The following is a 15755-nucleotide window of genomic DNA, read 5'->3' as shown; positions in this document are numbered from 1 at the left end:
CCGTCCCTTGCCGTCACAGCGGCGGTCCAGCTGCCCCACGACGGCAGCGGAGCCCGAACCCGGAACCGACAGGATTTCGACGGTCCACTGCCCGCGCTCCTGGAGGAAGTTCAGGCATGGATCGTGGCGAACACCGGCACCTTGGACGTCTACCACCCTGATGGTCACATGGTCCGACGGCCCGCGTTCCCGCCCAGAGCGGTCCTGGAGTTCATTACCAATGCCCTGGTCCACCGGGCACACACAGAAAGCGGTCAACCAACGCCTCCACGAAGTGGCGAAGCACCTCACCACCACCGAAGGAGCTGGCGTTGTCGAAGTCGAAGGCGGCGGAATTCGCGAGGCTCTCGCTGAGACAAGGGACGCGGACCTGCACCGGCCCCGGTTCTCCGACAATGGAGTCCGGTTCACGGTCCAGTTTCGCCGAGGCCCGGTGTTCACGTCATCTGATCTGCAACGGATCTCCGAGCTGGCGCCGGATGTCCGGCTGTCCCATATCCAGAAGGTTCTGCTGCTCTCGCTGAGCGACGGAGAGCCCTGGAGCATCACCCGAATGCGCGAAGAGTTCTCACCGCTCTCCCGGACCGAAGCACAGATCCAGATCGACGGTCTGGTGAGACAGGGGCCGGTCACGGAAACTGCCACGGGGATTCACCTGACCGGAGAAAATGTACCTGCCACAGGCGCCGAATCAGACGCCGGCGCATCCCCTGCCTCACCGGAGACCCCGGCGGTAACGGAACAGGCCGGAAAGCCCGGACAGCACGATAAGGCGCGCGGTGGTGCAACCGATCCGGACGTGCTGCGGTCGATCACCAGGCACGGCCCAGCCGTGGTGGCAGCTCTGGATGCCGATGCCCCCGGTCCCGGAACCACTCACCCGCCGGTCGGCGCCCAGGCCATCGCCGACCGCGTCGGCCTGTCCGTGTCCACCACCCGATACTCGCTCAACCGGCTCATTGCTGCCGGCGTCGTCGAGATGGTCGGCGGCCAGGGCCAGCACGACACCGGATACCGCCGATGCCTGGTTCAGGAGCAGTTCCTCACGGTGCACCCCAGGTGTCGTTCGCTCAGTGCTCCAGCGCCTCCGGGAACTGCCCACGGAGATGGTCGAAGAGGCTGTCGGTGACCGCCACTGCGGTGGTGATGTGCTGGTAGAGCTGCTCATCGGTGACGCCGAAGGCGTAGTCCACGGTGTGGTTGGCGAATACACGCCCGTCCCCGTCCCCGTCGACGACCACGTACGCGTTGGGGAAGAACATCTTCTCGTTCCACGCATTGCAGGCCTCCAGCAGCTCGTCTCGGCGGTAGTCAGGTAACCAGCCGTCCCAGCATCCGGTGACAGACAACAGGTTACCGTCCTTGCCGGTGATCTCGAACCAGATGCGTCCCCCGTCCCAGCGTGAGCTGATCTCGCGGTCGCGGTCGACGGTGTAGACGACGTCGGAGGCTTCCAGGGCGTCCATCAGACGGTGGCGGGTCGGACGGCGCAGCACCATGTCCGGGATGGCTGCACCGAGGTCGTCGGTGCGGAAGTCATTGACGCCGCTGAAGTCCTGGTCAGTGTCGCTCAAGGTGGAGTCTCCTTCGCGTGGGTGCGCGGTGGCGGAACACCTCCTGTTCTACCGACCGCACCGGACACCGCTGCTCTGTGTTCGACCACCGTATTCGACCACCGCATTCGGGTGCGCCGTTTGGGTGCAACGTGCGAGTGCGCTCCCCCGTTCACCTCGGATACATCACAGCCTATGCCGGTTCCAGACCTGAAAAGTGACTCAGCGTGTGATGTATCCGAGGTGAACGCGGACGACTCCGGAGAATGGAGTAGAGGGAACTCCGCTGCGGTACCGCGACCGTCGGGCACCGCTCACTGCAATGACTGGTGGCAGTGCTCCGTGCCCGGCGGCAGCTCCTCCTGTCGCCTCGGCCGAGTCAAGCGACAGGAGGAGCTGCCGCCGGGCAGGAGAAGATGCCACGCAGCTCTTCGCACACACGGACTCCGTTGATCGGGAGCCCGCCGGCCGGCGGGCTGCCTCAGAAGCACAGACCCGATCGCCAGCAAGATCGAGATCCGTAAGGAAGGCAAGATCGGGCGGGTCTACTACCCGGCGCCGCACATGGACAACGACAATCTCGAGTACTTCGAGGACGCCTACGAGATCGGCTACGAGAAGATCATCGACACCTATGCGGTGGCGACGAAGTACGTGGATCAGGGTCTGTCGTTGACGCTGTTTTTCCGGGATGACGCGACCACGCGTGACATCAACAAGGCGCAGATCTACGCCTGGCGTAAGGGCATCAAGACGCTGTACTACATCCGTCTGCGTCAGACCGCGCTGACCGGCACCGAGGTCGAGGGCTGCGTGTCCTGCATGCTGTAGTACCCGCCGGCGGACGCTCGGCAGTGTCCGCATCACGCATCCTGAGGTCGTTCTGACCTCAGTCGGAACGACCTGACACTGCGTGTCGCCGACATCATGAGCTCCCCGCTGACGCGCAGAAGGGCCCCGCACCGATCCTCGGATCAGTGCGGGGCTCTTCTGACTGGTGTGCTGTCGGCCCGGGTGGCCGGGAAGCCGTCGGCTACCCGGTGACCGTGGAGACTGCTACTCGGCGCGCCCACTGTCCCGGACACCCTGCCCGACACTGTCCGTGAGTTCGTCACACACTGGACCTCCGTCACCCGCCCCGCCCGTATCGAGGTCATCGACGCCTCCGACGATGCCCGGCTCATCGGCGAAGCCCACGCCGGCGTCTACAACAACTGGCGTCCCGCCGACGAGGTGAAAGCCGAGCTCCTCCCCCGTCTGACCGGGGCGTCCGAAGGCAGGACGATGTACGTCGTCCCCTACCTCATGGCCGTGCCCGGCAGCCCCCTGTCGCCGCACGCCCTCGGCGTGGAGCTCACCGACGAGCGAACCATCATCCACTTCGGCTCCGCCTTCGGCGGCAACGCCGTGCTCGGGAAGATCGCCCACGGCCTGCGCCTGGCGTCCTACGACGGGTGGCGGTCCGGGGAGTTCCTCACCGAACAGTTCATGCTGCTCGGTATCGAGGACACCGTCACCGGGAAGACCCGGCACGTCGTCGGCGGTTTCCCCAGTGCGTCCGGCAAGACGAACCTGGCGATCGAGGCGATCCGCCCCGGCACCGGCACGATCTTCACCAACGTGGCCTACAACGAGCTCACCGAGGAGGTCTGGTGGGAGGGCCGGACCCCCGCCCCGCCGGCGGACGTCACCGGGTGGCGGGACTGGACCGGCGAGCTCATCGCCGAGCGTCCCGCCGACCGGAAGGACGCCCCGTGGGCCCACCCCAACAGCCGGTTCACCACCACGCTCGCCAATGTCACCAGCCTGGCCCCGGATGCCGGGGATGCCGCCGGCGTTCCCGTGGACCTGGTCATCTTCGGTGGCCGGACCCGGGACCGTGAGCCACTGACCCGCGTGGTCGACGGTAGTGCGGCCGGCGTCTACGACGGTCTGCCCCTCGGCGCGGAGGCGACCTTCGCCGCCGAAGGTGTCGACGGCCGGCTGCGCTACGACCCGATGTCCATGCGCCCCTTCCTCTCCTATCCGGAGGGACGGTACGCGCAGCACTGGCTCGATGTGCTCGGCCGCGTCACCGAGCCGCCGACCTTCGCCCACGTCAACTGGTTCCAGCGCGAACCCGAGACCGGCCGCTACCTGTGGCCCGGCTTCCGGGAGAACCTGCGGGTGCTGCTCTGGTTGCTCGCCTACCGCGAGGGTTCGGTGAGCGGGACGCAGACTCCGGTGGGTGTTGTCCCCACCGCCGGTGAACTCGACCTCACCGGCCTGGACATTCCGGACGCTGACCTGGCCACCCTGCTCAGCATCAACCCGGAACGGTGGGAGGCCGAGATGCGGTCCCGGACCGCACACCTCGATGCCTTCTCCGGACTGCCGGACGAGGTATGGCAGGGCCCACCGTGACATGGCGGCGGCCATCGCCACCACCGCATGCTGACCGGGGTGCCCGGGCAGACCGGCTGTTCACCCGGAATACAACTCACGCTGTGTCGCTTTCCGCCCTGGAAAACAGCATGGTGTGTGATGTATCTGAGGTGAACGCGGGAGTGGGGACGTGATCGCGGGAGGCCCGGTCTCAGAACCAGCGCTCGAGGACCCGCGCCACGCCGTCCTCGTCATTGGACGCGGTCTGGTGGTCAGTGGCGGCGGCCACCTCGTCCACCGCGTTCCCCATCGCGAAACCGTGCCCCGCCCAACGCAGCATCGCCAGATCATTGGGCATGTCACCGAAGGCCACGACCGTCGTGGGGTCGATGTCCGGCACGGCATCCGCACCGACGTCCGATCCCGAGGCGTCCCCCAGCGCATGGGCCAGCCCCGACAACTTGGTGACACCCGGGACGTTGACCTCCAGCAGGCCACCGTGGAAAGACCAGGTCACGTGTGCGTCCGTCGGGTCGACGACCGGGTTGACCAGCTCGAACATGTCGGCGGAAAGCATGCTCTCGTGCCGGACCAGCAGCTTCACCGCGGGCTTCGACAGCAGCACATCACGGGTCTCCACGGCGTGTTCGTCGGTGACCCAGGCGTGCGGATACGCGGGCTCCACCGCGAAAAGCTCCGACGCCCGGTCGAAGGCGCTGGTCCCGGTGCGCTCCACGGCGAAACTCACCGGCCCCAGGCCCATCCGGGCCAGCGGGGCGGCGGTGGCCTCGAGGATCCCGCGGGTCACCCGGCGCAGAACCGCGGGTGCCAGCTCGGCGGCGTAGGTGATGCGGTCGGTGGCCGCGTCATAGACCACGGCCCCGTTGGCGCAGACGCACACCGGGGTGATGGCCAGCTGTTCGACGACCGGCAGCATCCACCGCGCCGGCCGTCCGGAGGCGAGGATGAACCGCGCACCGGAGGCGACGGCTCTGCCGATGACCTCCCGGGTGCGGGGTGAGACCCGGTCCGCGGAGGTCAGCAGGGTGCCGTCGAGGTCACTGATGATCAGTGACGGGGCGGCGGTCAACGCTTCAGCAGTTTCTTCCACAGTGGCTTCTTCTCCGGTTCCGGCTTCGACGCCTTCCCGGCCTCACGGGCGGCCCGCTCCTCGCGGCGCTTCCGGGCGTCCTCCCGGTCCTTGACCGTGGCCTCCTCCAACGACGGAGCGGAACCGCCGAGGGACACCGGCATCCAGTTCTCCCCTTCCGGGAAGGGACCGTAGAGCTCGTCGTAGCGGGCGCGCACCTCATCGAGGCCGGTGGCCATCGCGTCGTGCAGACGCTGCGCGGAAGCCTTCGCGTCCTCGGTGACCTCGACGGGTTCCCGGACGGAGACGATGAGGTCGGCACTCTTCAGCCGCCAGATCGGTTTGCGTCCCTTCGTCCAGATCCGCTGCGAACCCCAGATCACCACGGGGATCAGCGGGACGCCGGCCTCGTGTGCGATGCGCGCGGCACCGTCCTTGACCTCCTTGATCTCGAAGGAGCGGGAGATCGTGGCCTCCGGGAAGATGCCGATGAGTTCACCACCGGCGGCGCGCTCGGTCGCCTCCTTGACGGACGCCGCACCATCGGCGCGGTCCACGGGGATGTGCTTGCATCCGCTCATCGCGGGGCCGGCGACGGGGTTGTCCCAGATCTCCTTCTTCGCCATGAAGCGGACGAGGCGTCCACCCTGGTAGGCGGCGGGGATGCCGCCGAAGACGAAGTCCCAGTAGCCGGTGTGGTTGACCGCCAGGACCGCACCACCGGTGGCGGGGATACGCTCCGGGTGCTGGATCTCCACGTTGAGGTGCTGCATCCGGCGCATCCACAGCTTCGCGAAGGGGATGATGAGCCGGCCGTAGAACGGTTCCCGCGACTCCGGGTGCGGCGGGGTGTCCGGCACCTCGGGGAGGACAGTGAAACCCTTGGGGAGCCAGAAGTGGTCGCGGGGCAGCTTGAATGCCATGGAGTGTCTCTACCTCTTCTACGTCTTCGGTTCTACTTGCTCTTGGGTGTCAGGACGTCCTTGCCGATGAACGGGCGCAGTGCCTCGGGGACGACGACGGAGCCGTCGGCCTGCTGGTTGTTCTCGAGGATCGCGACGAGCCACCGGGTGGTGGCCAGGGTGCCGTTGAGCGTGGCGGCGGTCTGAGCCTTGCCGTTCTCGTCACGGTAGCGGGTCTTGAGGCGCCGCGCCTGGAAAGTGGTGCAGTTCGAGGTGGAGGTCAGCTCGCGGTAGGTGTTCTGGGTCGGGACCCAGGCCTCGGTGTCGAACTTGCGGGACGCGGAGGAGCCCAGGTCACCGCCGGCGACGTCGATGACGCGGTAGGGCACCTCGACGGCTGCGAGCATGTCCTTCTCCATGGCCAGCAGCTGCTGGTGGATCTCCTCGGCGTCCTCCGGCTTGGCGTAGACGAACATCTCGACCTTGTCGAACTGGTGGACGCGGAGGATGCCGCGGGTGTCCTTGCCGTAGGAACCGGCCTCACGGCGGAAGCAGGAGGACCAGCCGGCGTACTTCACCGGCCCCTCGGAGAGGTCGATGATCTCGTCGGAGTGGTAGCCGGCAAGAGCCACCTCGGAGGTGCCGACGAGGAAGAGATCGTCCTCGTCGAGGTGGTAGATCTCGTCGGCGTGGGCGCCGAGGAAGCCGGTGCCGGCCATGATCTCGGGGCGCACGAGCACCGGCGGGATCATGAGCTGGAAGCCGTGCTCGACGGCCTTTCGGGCGGCGAGCTGCAGCATGGCGAGTTGGAGCAGGGCACCGTCGCCGGTGAGGAAGTAGAAGCGGGCGCCGGAGACCTTGGCACCGCGCTCCATGTCGATCAGGCCGAGGGACTCGCCGAGTTCCAGGTGGTCCTTGGGCTCGAAGTCGAACTCGCGCGGGGTGCCGATGTGTTCAAGGACGACGAAATCGTCCTCGCCACCGGCCGGGGCACCGGTGACGATATTGGAGATCTTGAACTGGAGGTCGTGGACGTCCTGCTCGGCGATCTTCTCGTCGGCCTCGATCTTCCTGACGGCCTCGGCGAGCTCCTTGCCCTTGGCCTTGAGCTGCTCACGCTCCTCAGGGGTGGCGTCCTTCATCTGCGTGCCCATGGACCTGGAGTAGGCCTTGGCCTCGCTACGGGAGGTGTCCGCGGCGGCGATGAGGTCGCGTCGGCGCTGATCGGCCTCCAGGAGCTGGTCGACCAGCGACGGGTCCTCGCCACGGGTGCGCTGTGAATCTCGGACGACGTCAGGGTTCTCCCGGAGGAACTTCAGATCAATCATGACGACCAGCTTAGCGGCACCGACGTGACACAATGGTCAGCATGTCCTCTGAAACGCCCTCGCCGTCCCCTGAGCGTCCTGAGCAGACTGAGCAGACTGAGTCCGCTGAGCGTCCACTGCACCCGCGCCGTCGCCGCGTCCTGAAGACCGTGCTCGTCGCCGCCCTGTGCGGTGGCGTGGCAGCGGCGATGTACGCGGTCGTCAGCCCGGACGGGTCCAGCCCGGTTGTCCCGGAGAAGAACGATGTCGCGTCCGAACCGGCGTCCTTCACCGACGCGGACGAGGGCAGCTGCCTGAACTGGACGCAGGATGGGGAAGTGACGCGCGACATCGTCACGGTGGACTGCGCGCAGCCGCACCGCTTCGAGGTCGCGACCAGGGAGGACCTGTCGCAGTACCCGACCAGTGAGTTCGGGGAGGACGCCCCGCAGCCGGATCTGGAGCGCCAGGCGCAGCTGACCGCGGAGGTGTGCACCGGCCCGGTGACGGAGTACATGGGCGGGAAGCTGGACCCGAACGGCCGGTACACGATCTCGCCGATCCTGCCGCCGGCGGAGGGCTGGGCCGAGGGTGACCGCACGATGCTCTGCGGCGTCATGGAGACGGACGCCGACGGCACCGCCGAGGAGGTCACCGGTGTGGCCGCCGGTTCAGACCAGTCACGCTTCTCGGAGGTGGACGCCTGCGTCCGTGCCAACGGGAACACGGCGACCGAGGTACCGTGTGAGCAGCCGCATTCGTGGCAGGTGACGAAGGTCGTGAACCTGGGCGACAACTTCGACGGCGCGTGGCCGACCGTGGACGACCAGAACAAGTGGCTGGCCGGAATATGCCAGGCTGCGGCGGTCGATTACCTGGGTGGCGGGGACGCCGGAGACGAGGCGCTGTACCAGTCGACGCTGGCCCCGTTCTGGACCTCGATCGCGGAGGACTCCTGGAACGCCGGCTCGCGCACGGTGAACTGTGCACTGACGAAGGGACGCGAAGGCGACGACGCGGGCTTCGCTGACCTGGCCGGTGACGTGCGCGGCGATTTCACCATTGACGGCAACCCGCCGGAGCCGCAGCCGACGCGGAACCCGCGGCGGTAGGGGTCCCGGGGGACCCGGTCTGGGAACTGCCAGGCGGACTGGTCCTGGCCGGATGCCCACATGCCGAATCCGAACGTCGCGAGCATGAGAATCACCGCCGGAGCGAGCTGCATGAGTTTCCCGCCGACCGACAGGGGCCACACGGTTCCTGGAGCGGTCGGAATCCGGCTGTCGGCGTCCTCGGGACTCGCACGGGTCGCGACGTCCTGGACCAGCAGCAGAAGGAGGAGCGCTGCCACTGCGAGCGGGACGGCATACTGCACCGCCCAGTTACTCCCGACGGCCAGGACGCCGCGACCGATGACTCTTCCGACTCGTTCACCCATACTTAGCCCCGTGAATTACCCCGCGTAACTCTCAGCGCTTCTTCATCACTGTCGCCTCCCCACACGCTGCGTCGCAACCTTGCTGTCGCACCCCACCGCGTCCCACCGCAGGAATCCGCCGCAACTACACTCGGCCCCGGCAACTGAACCCGGGGTACATCCACCCCAATACCAGCACTCCGGAGGCTCCCCATGGTCGAGGTCACCGACGAAGAGTTCGAGGAACTCGTCGACCGGGGACTCGACATGATCCCCCGAAAACTCCTCAACAGCCTGAACAACGTCGCCATCGTCGTCGAGGACCGCAACGAGGAAGACCCCACCCTCCTCGGCCTGTATCACGGGGTCGCACTCACCGAGCGCTCCGTCGAATGGCCGACGTACCTGCCGGACAAGATCAGCATTTACCGGGGCGCCCTGTGCGACTGGTGCCGCGACCACGATGAGCTGGTGGAGCAGGTCGCCATCACCGTCGTCCACGAAATCGGACACCACTTCGGCATCGACGACGCCCGGCTCCACGAACTCGGCTGGGGTTAGACCCGGGCGCCCTTCATGTCGGGCCCTCCACCCCGTCAGGGACGGTAGATGTAGAGGTCGGTGGAGTCATCCTGGACCAGGAACGGGTTATCGCTCGCCTTCAGTCCTTCCTCGGTCACTGTGGCCCGGACCGTCAGCACACCGCCACCCGGTGAGCGTCATCCAGGGTGTCACTGGTCAGAGTCATCGTCAGCTCCTTGCCCGTGATCGATGAATGGTACCGATAGGACGGCTTCCCACCAGCGAAGACGATACTCAACCGGTCGCAGTGCCCGACCGCCGTGATCCCGGATTTCACTCCGAGCTGCTCCACCGCGATGCCGGCGACGCGGACGATGTCGCAGACGCCTTCTCCTCTCCGCCTGCGGAACTGCAACCCCCCAGGGAGACTGCGGCCGCCACAGATACCGCAGCGACGGGAGGGTGAAATGAACCTGAAGAGAGTGAGGTCATGCGCTGAGTATGCGTTGGGCCCCCGGGCCCCGCACCGGCCCTGCGCCAGTTGCCGGCAAGACAGGTCCCGCAGGTCAGACCTGGGCGCCCACAGCCTCGGCACCCTCGATCGGCATGGTGTCGAGGTCGTACTTCTCGTTGGTCTCAAGACTCTCGAGAACCTCGGTGACCTCATGCTCCTCGTCGACGACCGGCATGGAGCCCAGCAGGTTGCGTCCCGCAGACTCCCGCATGAAGTACACGCCGATGCCGCCGACAATGCAGGCGAACATGATGTAGTACGCGCCGGCGAAGTCAGAACCGATGAGGTTCTGCAGCGCGGTGATGACGAAGCCGGTGGTACCACCGAACAGCGCGACCGCGACGTTGAACATCAGGCCCATCGCTGTGTACCGGCTGGCTGTCGGGAACAGTGACGGCAGAGCCGAGGCCTGGATCGAGACCTGGAACATCATGATCACACCGATGATCATCAGGCCCGCCAGCGTGGACCACACGTGGTCCATCATCATCAGCGCGAAGGCCGGGATCGCGAACACCACACCGACCACGCAGCCGGTGATCATCACCGGGCGGCGTCCTATCCGGTCGGACAGCGAACCGAACAACGGCAGTCCGATGGAGACGATGATCAACACCGGCACCAGCAGCGCATTGCCGTGGACAGTGTCGTAGCCGAGGGTGTCGGTGAGGTAGGTCGGCATGAACGTCGTCAGTGCGTAACCGACGACCTGCGCACACATGACGAGCGCGGATCCCATGAGGATCTCCGGCCAGAAGTGACGGATCAGGTAGCTGACCTGCCCCATCAGGCTCGTGTCATTGCCGCCGGACGCCGCGGTGGCGGCGTCCTCGCCATCCTGGGAAGACGCGTCGACAGTGTCACCGACGCGCTCCTCACGGCTCTCCTGCACGGCCTCGAAGGCCTGCGACTCCTCGATATTGGAGCGCATGTACAGGCCGGTCAGGCCCAGCGGCAGCGCGACCCAGAAGGCGACGCGCCAGCCCCAGGACTCCATCTGGGCGTCCGTCGTCACGACCTCCAGCACCGAGACCAGCGCCGCCGCAGCGGCGAAGCCCAGGTAGGAGCCGAGATCCAGGAAGGACCCCCAGAAACCGCGGCGCTTGTCCGAGGAGTATTCGGCGATGAACGTCGCCGCGCCGGCGTACTCACCGCCGGTGGAGAAGCCCTGGACGAACTTCAGCAGGATCAGCAGGACCGGGGCCACGATCCCGATCTGCTGGTAGGTCGGGAGGCAGCCGATGAGGAACGTGCCTGCGGACATCATGATGATCGTGAACGCGAGGATCGCCTTGCGTCCCACCCGGTCCCCGATGGGCCCGAGGATCAGTCCGCCGAGGGGGCGGACGAGGAATGTCACCGCGAGGGTGGCGAAGCTCGCCAGCCCGTCCCACGGCGAGGGCAGCGGGAAGAAGTGGAAGGTGATGTAGGTCATGACATAGGAGAAGACTCCGATGTCGTACCACTCCATGAAGTTCCCGAGCAGTGTGGCGCGCAGCGCCTTCTTCATCTTTGACTGGTCCACGACGTGAATGTCGCTCGCCTCGATCGGCGTCGTGGAGGGTGCATTGTTAGCCACAATGGTTCCTTCCTATAGTCGAACCCGATCGACCGTAGCGGAAACCAGCGGAAGATATAACTAAGTGACCTATGTTAACCGGGGAGGTTCTCCGTGCCCGCCCCACTCAGTAACCTTCCAACCAGCGGAAATGACGTCGGTCAGAGTTTCTCCGACAAATCTCGATGCCACGTCCTTCTCCGGCACCCACGCCGCCGTGTGGAGCATCGGGGCGTCCGTCGTGGGAAGCGTCGGCAGGGCGGTTGACGGCAACGAAGCCCCCGGTCCCAGTTCCGGCACCTCCAGTTCCACCCGGGAGGTGTTCGGCAGCAGCGAGCGCACCGCCCACTCCGGCTCGACCCTGCCGAGGAACCCGGCCACCAGACGGATCACCGCTCCGTGGCTCACCACCGCCAGATCAGAGCCCGTCGACTGCGCCGTGACCAGCTGCGGCAGCAGTGTGTCGAGGTAGCGGCTGACCACCTCACGTCCGGTCAGCGCCCCGGGCATCGCCAGATCCAGCGACCCACCCAGCCACTCGCCGAAGAACCGGTGGTAGTTGTACTGGGCCTCGGGATCACTGCGCATCTCGTAGTCACCGGCCGGGATCTCAGAGATCCCCGGCCACGCGTCCGGCGTCGGCAGCACCAGCCCGGCCCCGGCGGCACCCTCGACGATCCCCTTCGCGGTCTGCTGCGCCCGCAACGCCTGGGAGGACGCCAGGGTCAGACCGACCCCTGAAGCGTCCTGCGCTCCGTACTCCCCCGCGATGAGTTCACCGGCGGCGTAGGCCTGTGACCTGCCCAGTTCTGTCAATGCGGCACCGGGCAGATTCGTGTCCAGCGAGTGGGAGACATTCGACGTCGTCTGTCCGTGACGGATCAGCAGCAGCCGGGTCATGCGTACGGCTCCCCCTTCGTCCGCGCCTCGATCCACGCCCTCGACTCCGTGTAGTCCGGCGGCATCGACCCGGACGGCCCGTTCACCCCGCCGACCCAGCCCTCCTGCGGCCAGGACCCCAGGTACCGGAACCGCTCGGCATAGCGGTACAGCCCGGCAAGTGCCTCAGCCACGGCCGGATCATCGATGTGCCCGGCGACCTCGACATGGAAGTTGTACGTGCCGGCCTTCTCCCGGGTGGGCCGCGACTCGATCCGAGACATGTCCACCCGGCGCGTCGCCAGCTCCATCAGTGCCATCACCAGCGACGCCGGCTCATTCGGCACCCGCAGCACGATCGCGGTGCGGTCGTTGCCGGTCCGGGCCGGCGGGGTCTGCGGCCTGGTGACCAGCACGAACCTGGTGCGGGCATCCGGCAGGTCGTTGATGCCGTCGGCGAGGGTCTCCAACCCGTTGAGCTCCCCGGCGCGGGCGGGCGCGAGGGCGGCGTCCACCTCCCCGGCGGCGACGGCGGTGGCCCCGGCACCATTGGAGGACGCCGCGACGAAGGTGACGTCCGGCAATGTGACCCCACGCCAGTTCGCCGTCTGGTTGTACGCCACCGGATGGCAGGTCAGCGTCCTCACGTCGGCCAGCGTCGTACCCGGGCGGACGAGTAACTGGAAGGCGACGGGCACATCATGTTCCCGCACGATCTGCAGTTCAGAACCGACGGTGAAGGCGTCGAAGGTCTGGGTCACCGGGCCGTCGACACTGGATTCCAGGGCGACGCAGGCGACGTCCGCCTCCCCGGAACGCACCATGTCCAGGGCGACCGCCGGAGAGGTGACGGTGACGTGGTCGGCGTCCGCCGGCAGATGCCCGGCGGTCGTGAAGTCGAGGACAGCCTGTTCGGTGAAGGTGCCCCTGGGCCCGAGGAAAGCGACGGTGGTCATGCCCATCAATTTACCTGGGCGAGCGCTACGCTGGGTCACCATGGGAACGCCCGGAACACCGACCACCACCGCCGCACGCCTGGCCGCCGTCGCCGCGTCGACCGGGCTCAGTGCCGCCGAGCTGGGGGTCGCCCGGTTGTACGACATCCCGCACACCAGCAGCTGTGCGGAGAACACCGGAACGCTGCACGGCACGGAGGTGCTGGTCAAGGACCTGCAGCGGGTCGCCGGGGAGACCACCGGGTTCGGCAGCCCCGCCCACGAGGACGTCTCCGACGAGCACGACTCCACCGTCCGCAGCCTGCTCGCCACCGGAGCCTCGCTGGTCGGCGCCTCGGTCACCGCCGAGTACGGCGCCACCGTCTACACCGAACCTGGCCTGGTCGGTGGCGGTCCGGGACCGGTGAACCCGGTCGATCCGAGGATGACGACCGGTGGGTCCTCCTCCGGGGCGGCGGTGGCGGTCGCCCGCGGGATCGTCGACATCGCCCACGCCAATGACGGCGGCGGGTCGATCCGGGTGCCGGCGGCGGCGGTCGGTCTGCCCGGGCTGAAACCGGCGCACCGGGTCTTCGGGTCCGGAGCACTGCCGAACCCGGCGGCGCAGGGCTTCATCGCCCGTGACCTCGCGCTCACGGCGCGGGCCTACGATGTAGCCTCCACGGCCCCGGTGCGCCCGGGCCTGCGCCTGGGCATGTCCACGGTCCCCTTCCACGGGGATCCGGGGCAGGCCGGGCCGACGGCGGTGGACCCGCGGATCGCCACGGCCACCACCGCGTCCGCCGCGTTGTTGGTGACCCACCCGCAGGTCAGCGGGATTGTTCCGGTCGAAACCCCGTACCCGGTGGAGCGGTTCACGGTCTTCTCCCGCATCATGGCCGCCCGGTGCGTGGGCCTGCCCGATCCGCTGGGCCCGATGCCCGGGTGGCTCAAGGAACAGGGCCGGTCGTTGGCGGCGTCCGATATCGAGGACGCCGCGGCGTCCCTGCGCGTCCTGCCCGGGGACATCGAACGCGCCTGGCCGGACGTGGACGTGGTCGTCACCCCGACGCTGGCCTGCGCGCCGCCACCGGTCGGCGCATTCTCGTCTCTGGCATTGGCCGGGTCGCACCGGCTCGATTTCCTCGCGCAGACCGCGTGGACGCCGTGGGCGACCCTGTGGAATCTCACCGGTTGGGCCGCACTGTCGGTGCCGCTCGTCACCCCCGCACCCGGGCAGTGGCCGGTCTCGGTACACCTGGGCGCCGTCGGCGACCGGGCGGACACCGCGACGCTGCTCGCGCTCGGCGCCCATCTGCAGGACGCCGTGGCGCGGATGACCGGTTCCGGGGACGCTGACGTATCCGGGTTCGTGGTGGCCGAGCCGGGCAACATCGAGGCCCTGCGGTACCGGCCGGTCGTGGCCGGGCACTCCCACGGGCACTCCCACGGAGACGGGCGCACACATGACCACTGACCAGGGTCGCGTCCGCCGGTGGTTGGCCGCACCCTCCCCGGTACAGCCGGAGCCGGTGACCGCGGACGCCGACCGCCGGGCCCTGCGCTGGGAGATCGCCCTTGTCCTGGCCGTCACCTTCGGTACCTCAGGCGTGCGGGCGGCACTACGGCTGCTCGAGTCCGCGACGACGCCGACCCGGCTCAACAAGCAGACCACCACCCTCAACGCCCAGAAGTCCTCACTGGCCTGGCTGGACCCCCTGTTCCAGCTCATCAGTTCCGGGGTGCTGCTCGCCTGGGGCGGACTGGCGGTGTTCCTGCTGCTCCGGCATGTGCCGGTGTGGTTGACGGGGATCTCGCCGCTGCATCCTTCCCGGCGCGATGTGTTACCGGGAGTCGGCCTGGCGGCACTGATCGGGCTGCCGGGGCTGGTGTTCTACGTGGTGGCGGTGCAGCTCAACCTGTCGAAGCAGGTCATGGCCTCAGGCCTGGACTCCTCGGTCGGCGATGTCCTGCTGCTGGTCATCAACGCCTGGGCGAACGGCTTCGCTGAGGAGTTCATCGTGGTCGCGTGGCTGGTGTCCCGGCTGCGGCAGCTGCAGGTGCCGTGGGCGTGGGTGTTCGTCGCCTCATCGGTCCTGCGTGGGAGCTACCACCTCTACCAGGGCTATTCCGCCGGGTTGGGAAACATCGTCATGGGGCTGGTGTTCGTGTTCTTCTTCTGGCGGACCGGTCGGGTGTGGCCACTGGTCATCGCGCACGGACTGATCGACACCGTCGCCTTCGTGGGCTACCAGGTCCTCGGCGGGGTGCCGGGGTTGTAGTACCCTGTCCGCCCGCACCCTGCCCCGTTCACCTCAGATACATCACAGCCCGTGCCGCATCCGGGCCGGAAAAGCAGCACAGCGTGTGATGTATCCGGGGTGAACAAGGGGCCCGGATACGGGGCGCCGCGCATGGGCCGGACCGGTGCATCCCCCTGCCAGCGTGCACGCACCGGACTGACAGCGAATCATCCGCGAACCCGGACGTCGGTGTCATGGCTACGCCAGTACCGGGTCCTAGAGTTCTTCGCATGGACGTCAGCCACTGAGGGGGCGGCGTCCTGAGAGGGCCCCGACACCCCGGCCGACCTGCGTGATCCGGTCCGGTCGTGATGCCGGTGTTCACCGTGGCGAGGACGGTGACTCCGGTGGTGTCGGGAACGACGGAGCCGCAGGCGCCCGGTACTGAGAGGGACCGGCACCTGCGGCTCC

Annotated in this window: 13 protein-coding genes and 1 pseudogene; 7 read left to right on the top strand and 7 right to left on the bottom strand. The window is 67.6% G+C overall.

Annotated elements, in window-relative coordinates; translation table 11 throughout:
* Positions 1 to 220 precede the first annotated feature (220 nt).
* A complete protein-coding gene (locus tag ACZ9GM_RS13545; protein WP_476038133.1) occupies positions 221 to 1129 on the top strand; it encodes an ATP-binding protein in 909 nt (302 codons plus the stop codon).
* Here the strand turns inward: ACZ9GM_RS13545 and ACZ9GM_RS13540 are convergent.
* Complete coding sequence (locus ACZ9GM_RS13540; protein WP_476038132.1) at positions 1071 to 1574, bottom strand: type III secretion system chaperone family protein; 504 nt, start codon at positions 1572 to 1574, stop codon at positions 1071 to 1073. The two genes, ACZ9GM_RS13545 and ACZ9GM_RS13540, sit on opposite strands and share 59 nt — an antisense overlap.
* A 465-nt stretch (positions 1575 to 2039) precedes the next feature.
* On the opposite strand from ACZ9GM_RS13540, the pseudogene ACZ9GM_RS13535 reads away from it, so the two are divergent.
* Both ACZ9GM_RS13535 and ACZ9GM_RS13530 read left to right on the top strand, forming a co-directional pair.
* Positions 2040 to 2384: pseudogene (locus tag ACZ9GM_RS13535) on the top strand (class 1b ribonucleoside-diphosphate reductase subunit alpha); the annotation flags it as partial.
* A 402-nt stretch (positions 2385 to 2786) separates the two neighbouring features.
* Positions 2787 to 3956 carry a phosphoenolpyruvate carboxykinase domain-containing protein gene (locus tag ACZ9GM_RS13530; protein WP_476038131.1) on the top strand — a complete coding sequence of 390 codons (1170 nt, stop codon included), beginning with the start codon at positions 2787 to 2789 and terminating at the stop codon, positions 3954 to 3956.
* Positions 3957 to 4128: 172 nt separating this feature from the next.
* Here the strand turns inward: ACZ9GM_RS13530 and ACZ9GM_RS13525 are convergent, their stop codons facing one another.
* Genes ACZ9GM_RS13525 through serS form a run of 3 tightly spaced genes read right to left on the bottom strand, consistent with a single transcriptional unit; the run spans position 4129 to position 7237 of the window.
* Positions 4129 to 5028: an HAD family hydrolase gene (locus ACZ9GM_RS13525; protein WP_291475112.1), complete on the bottom strand. Its 900-nt coding sequence runs from the start codon at positions 5026 to 5028 to the stop codon at positions 4129 to 4131.
* Positions 5004 to 5930 (bottom strand): lysophospholipid acyltransferase family protein, encoded by a 927-nt coding sequence (locus tag ACZ9GM_RS13520; RefSeq protein WP_291475114.1) that lies wholly within the window; start codon positions 5928 to 5930, stop codon positions 5004 to 5006. The genes ACZ9GM_RS13525 and ACZ9GM_RS13520 overlap by 25 nt, the downstream gene beginning before the upstream one ends.
* Before the next feature lie 32 nt (positions 5931 to 5962).
* Positions 5963 to 7237 carry a serine--tRNA ligase gene (gene serS, locus ACZ9GM_RS13515; RefSeq protein ID WP_291475116.1) on the bottom strand — a complete coding sequence of 425 codons (1275 nt, stop codon included), beginning with the start codon at positions 7235 to 7237 and terminating at the stop codon, positions 5963 to 5965.
* Between the two features lie 41 nt (positions 7238 to 7278).
* On the opposite strand from serS, the gene ACZ9GM_RS13510 reads away from it, so the two are divergent.
* Together ACZ9GM_RS13510 and ACZ9GM_RS13505 are read left to right on the top strand one after the other, a co-directional pair.
* Positions 7279 to 8328, top strand: coding sequence for a septum formation family protein (locus tag ACZ9GM_RS13510; protein WP_476038130.1), 1050 nt, complete (start codon positions 7279 to 7281; stop codon positions 8326 to 8328).
* Positions 8329 to 8846: 518 nt separating this feature from the next.
* Positions 8847 to 9194, top strand: a complete 348-nt coding sequence (locus ACZ9GM_RS13505) for a metallopeptidase family protein (RefSeq protein ID WP_291475120.1) — start codon at positions 8847 to 8849, stop codon at positions 9192 to 9194.
* Positions 9195 to 9721: 527 nt separating this feature from the next.
* Here the strand turns inward: ACZ9GM_RS13505 and ACZ9GM_RS13500 are convergent.
* The 3 genes from ACZ9GM_RS13500 to pheA all read right to left on the bottom strand — a co-directional run bounded on the left by ACZ9GM_RS13500 (position 9722) and on the right by pheA (position 13062).
* A complete protein-coding gene (locus ACZ9GM_RS13500; RefSeq protein ID WP_476038129.1) occupies positions 9722 to 11248 on the bottom strand; it encodes an MFS transporter in 1527 nt (508 codons plus the stop codon).
* A 69-nt stretch (positions 11249 to 11317) separates the two neighbouring features.
* Entirely contained in the window at positions 11318 to 12127 is an 810-nt protein-coding gene (locus ACZ9GM_RS13495) for a histidine phosphatase family protein (protein WP_291475123.1), read from the bottom strand.
* Complete coding sequence (pheA, locus tag ACZ9GM_RS13490; RefSeq protein ID WP_476038128.1) at positions 12124 to 13062, bottom strand: prephenate dehydratase; 939 nt, start codon at positions 13060 to 13062, stop codon at positions 12124 to 12126. The genes ACZ9GM_RS13495 and pheA overlap by 4 nt, the downstream gene beginning before the upstream one ends.
* Positions 13063 to 13102: 40 nt before the next feature.
* On the opposite strand from pheA, the gene ACZ9GM_RS13485 reads away from it, so the two are divergent.
* Together ACZ9GM_RS13485 and ACZ9GM_RS13480 are read left to right on the top strand one after the other, a co-directional pair.
* The gene (locus ACZ9GM_RS13485; protein ID WP_476038127.1) at positions 13103 to 14518 is read left to right on the top strand and encodes an amidase family protein; all 1416 of its coding nucleotides are present in this window, start codon (positions 13103 to 13105) and stop codon (positions 14516 to 14518) included.
* Entirely contained in the window at positions 14508 to 15323 is an 816-nt protein-coding gene (locus ACZ9GM_RS13480) for a CPBP family intramembrane glutamic endopeptidase (protein ID WP_476038126.1), read from the top strand. Before ACZ9GM_RS13485 ends, ACZ9GM_RS13480 begins: the two co-directional genes overlap by 11 nt.
* Positions 15324 to 15755 lie beyond the last annotated feature (432 nt).

The sequence above is a fragment of the Corynebacterium sp. UD i78 genome (assembly GCF_056280545.1).
The sequence above is the reverse complement of the archived record's forward strand: the minus strand, read 5'-3'. Positions and strand labels throughout refer to the sequence as shown.

Coding starts and splice junctions, on each gene's coding strand:
- ACZ9GM_RS13545 (WP_476038133.1), top strand. CDS start 221: ATGCCCTGGTCCACCGGGCACACACAGAAAGCGGTCAACCAACGCCTC.
- ACZ9GM_RS13520 (WP_291475114.1), bottom strand. CDS start 5,930: ATGGCATTCAAGCTGCCCCGCGACCACTTCTGGCTCCCCAAGGGTTTC.
- serS (WP_291475116.1), bottom strand. CDS start 7,237: ATGATTGATCTGAAGTTCCTCCGGGAGAACCCTGACGTCGTCCGAGAT.
- ACZ9GM_RS13510 (WP_476038130.1), top strand. CDS start 7,279: ATGTCCTCTGAAACGCCCTCGCCGTCCCCTGAGCGTCCTGAGCAGACT.
- ACZ9GM_RS13505 (WP_291475120.1), top strand. CDS start 8,847: ATGGTCGAGGTCACCGACGAAGAGTTCGAGGAACTCGTCGACCGGGGA.
- ACZ9GM_RS13495 (WP_291475123.1), bottom strand. CDS start 12,127: ATGACCCGGCTGCTGCTGATCCGTCACGGACAGACGACGTCGAATGTC.
- pheA (WP_476038128.1), bottom strand. CDS start 13,062: ATGACCACCGTCGCTTTCCTCGGGCCCAGGGGCACCTTCACCGAACAG.
- ACZ9GM_RS13485 (WP_476038127.1), top strand. CDS start 13,103: ATGGGAACGCCCGGAACACCGACCACCACCGCCGCACGCCTGGCCGCC.
- ACZ9GM_RS13480 (WP_476038126.1), top strand. CDS start 14,508: ATGACCACTGACCAGGGTCGCGTCCGCCGGTGGTTGGCCGCACCCTCC.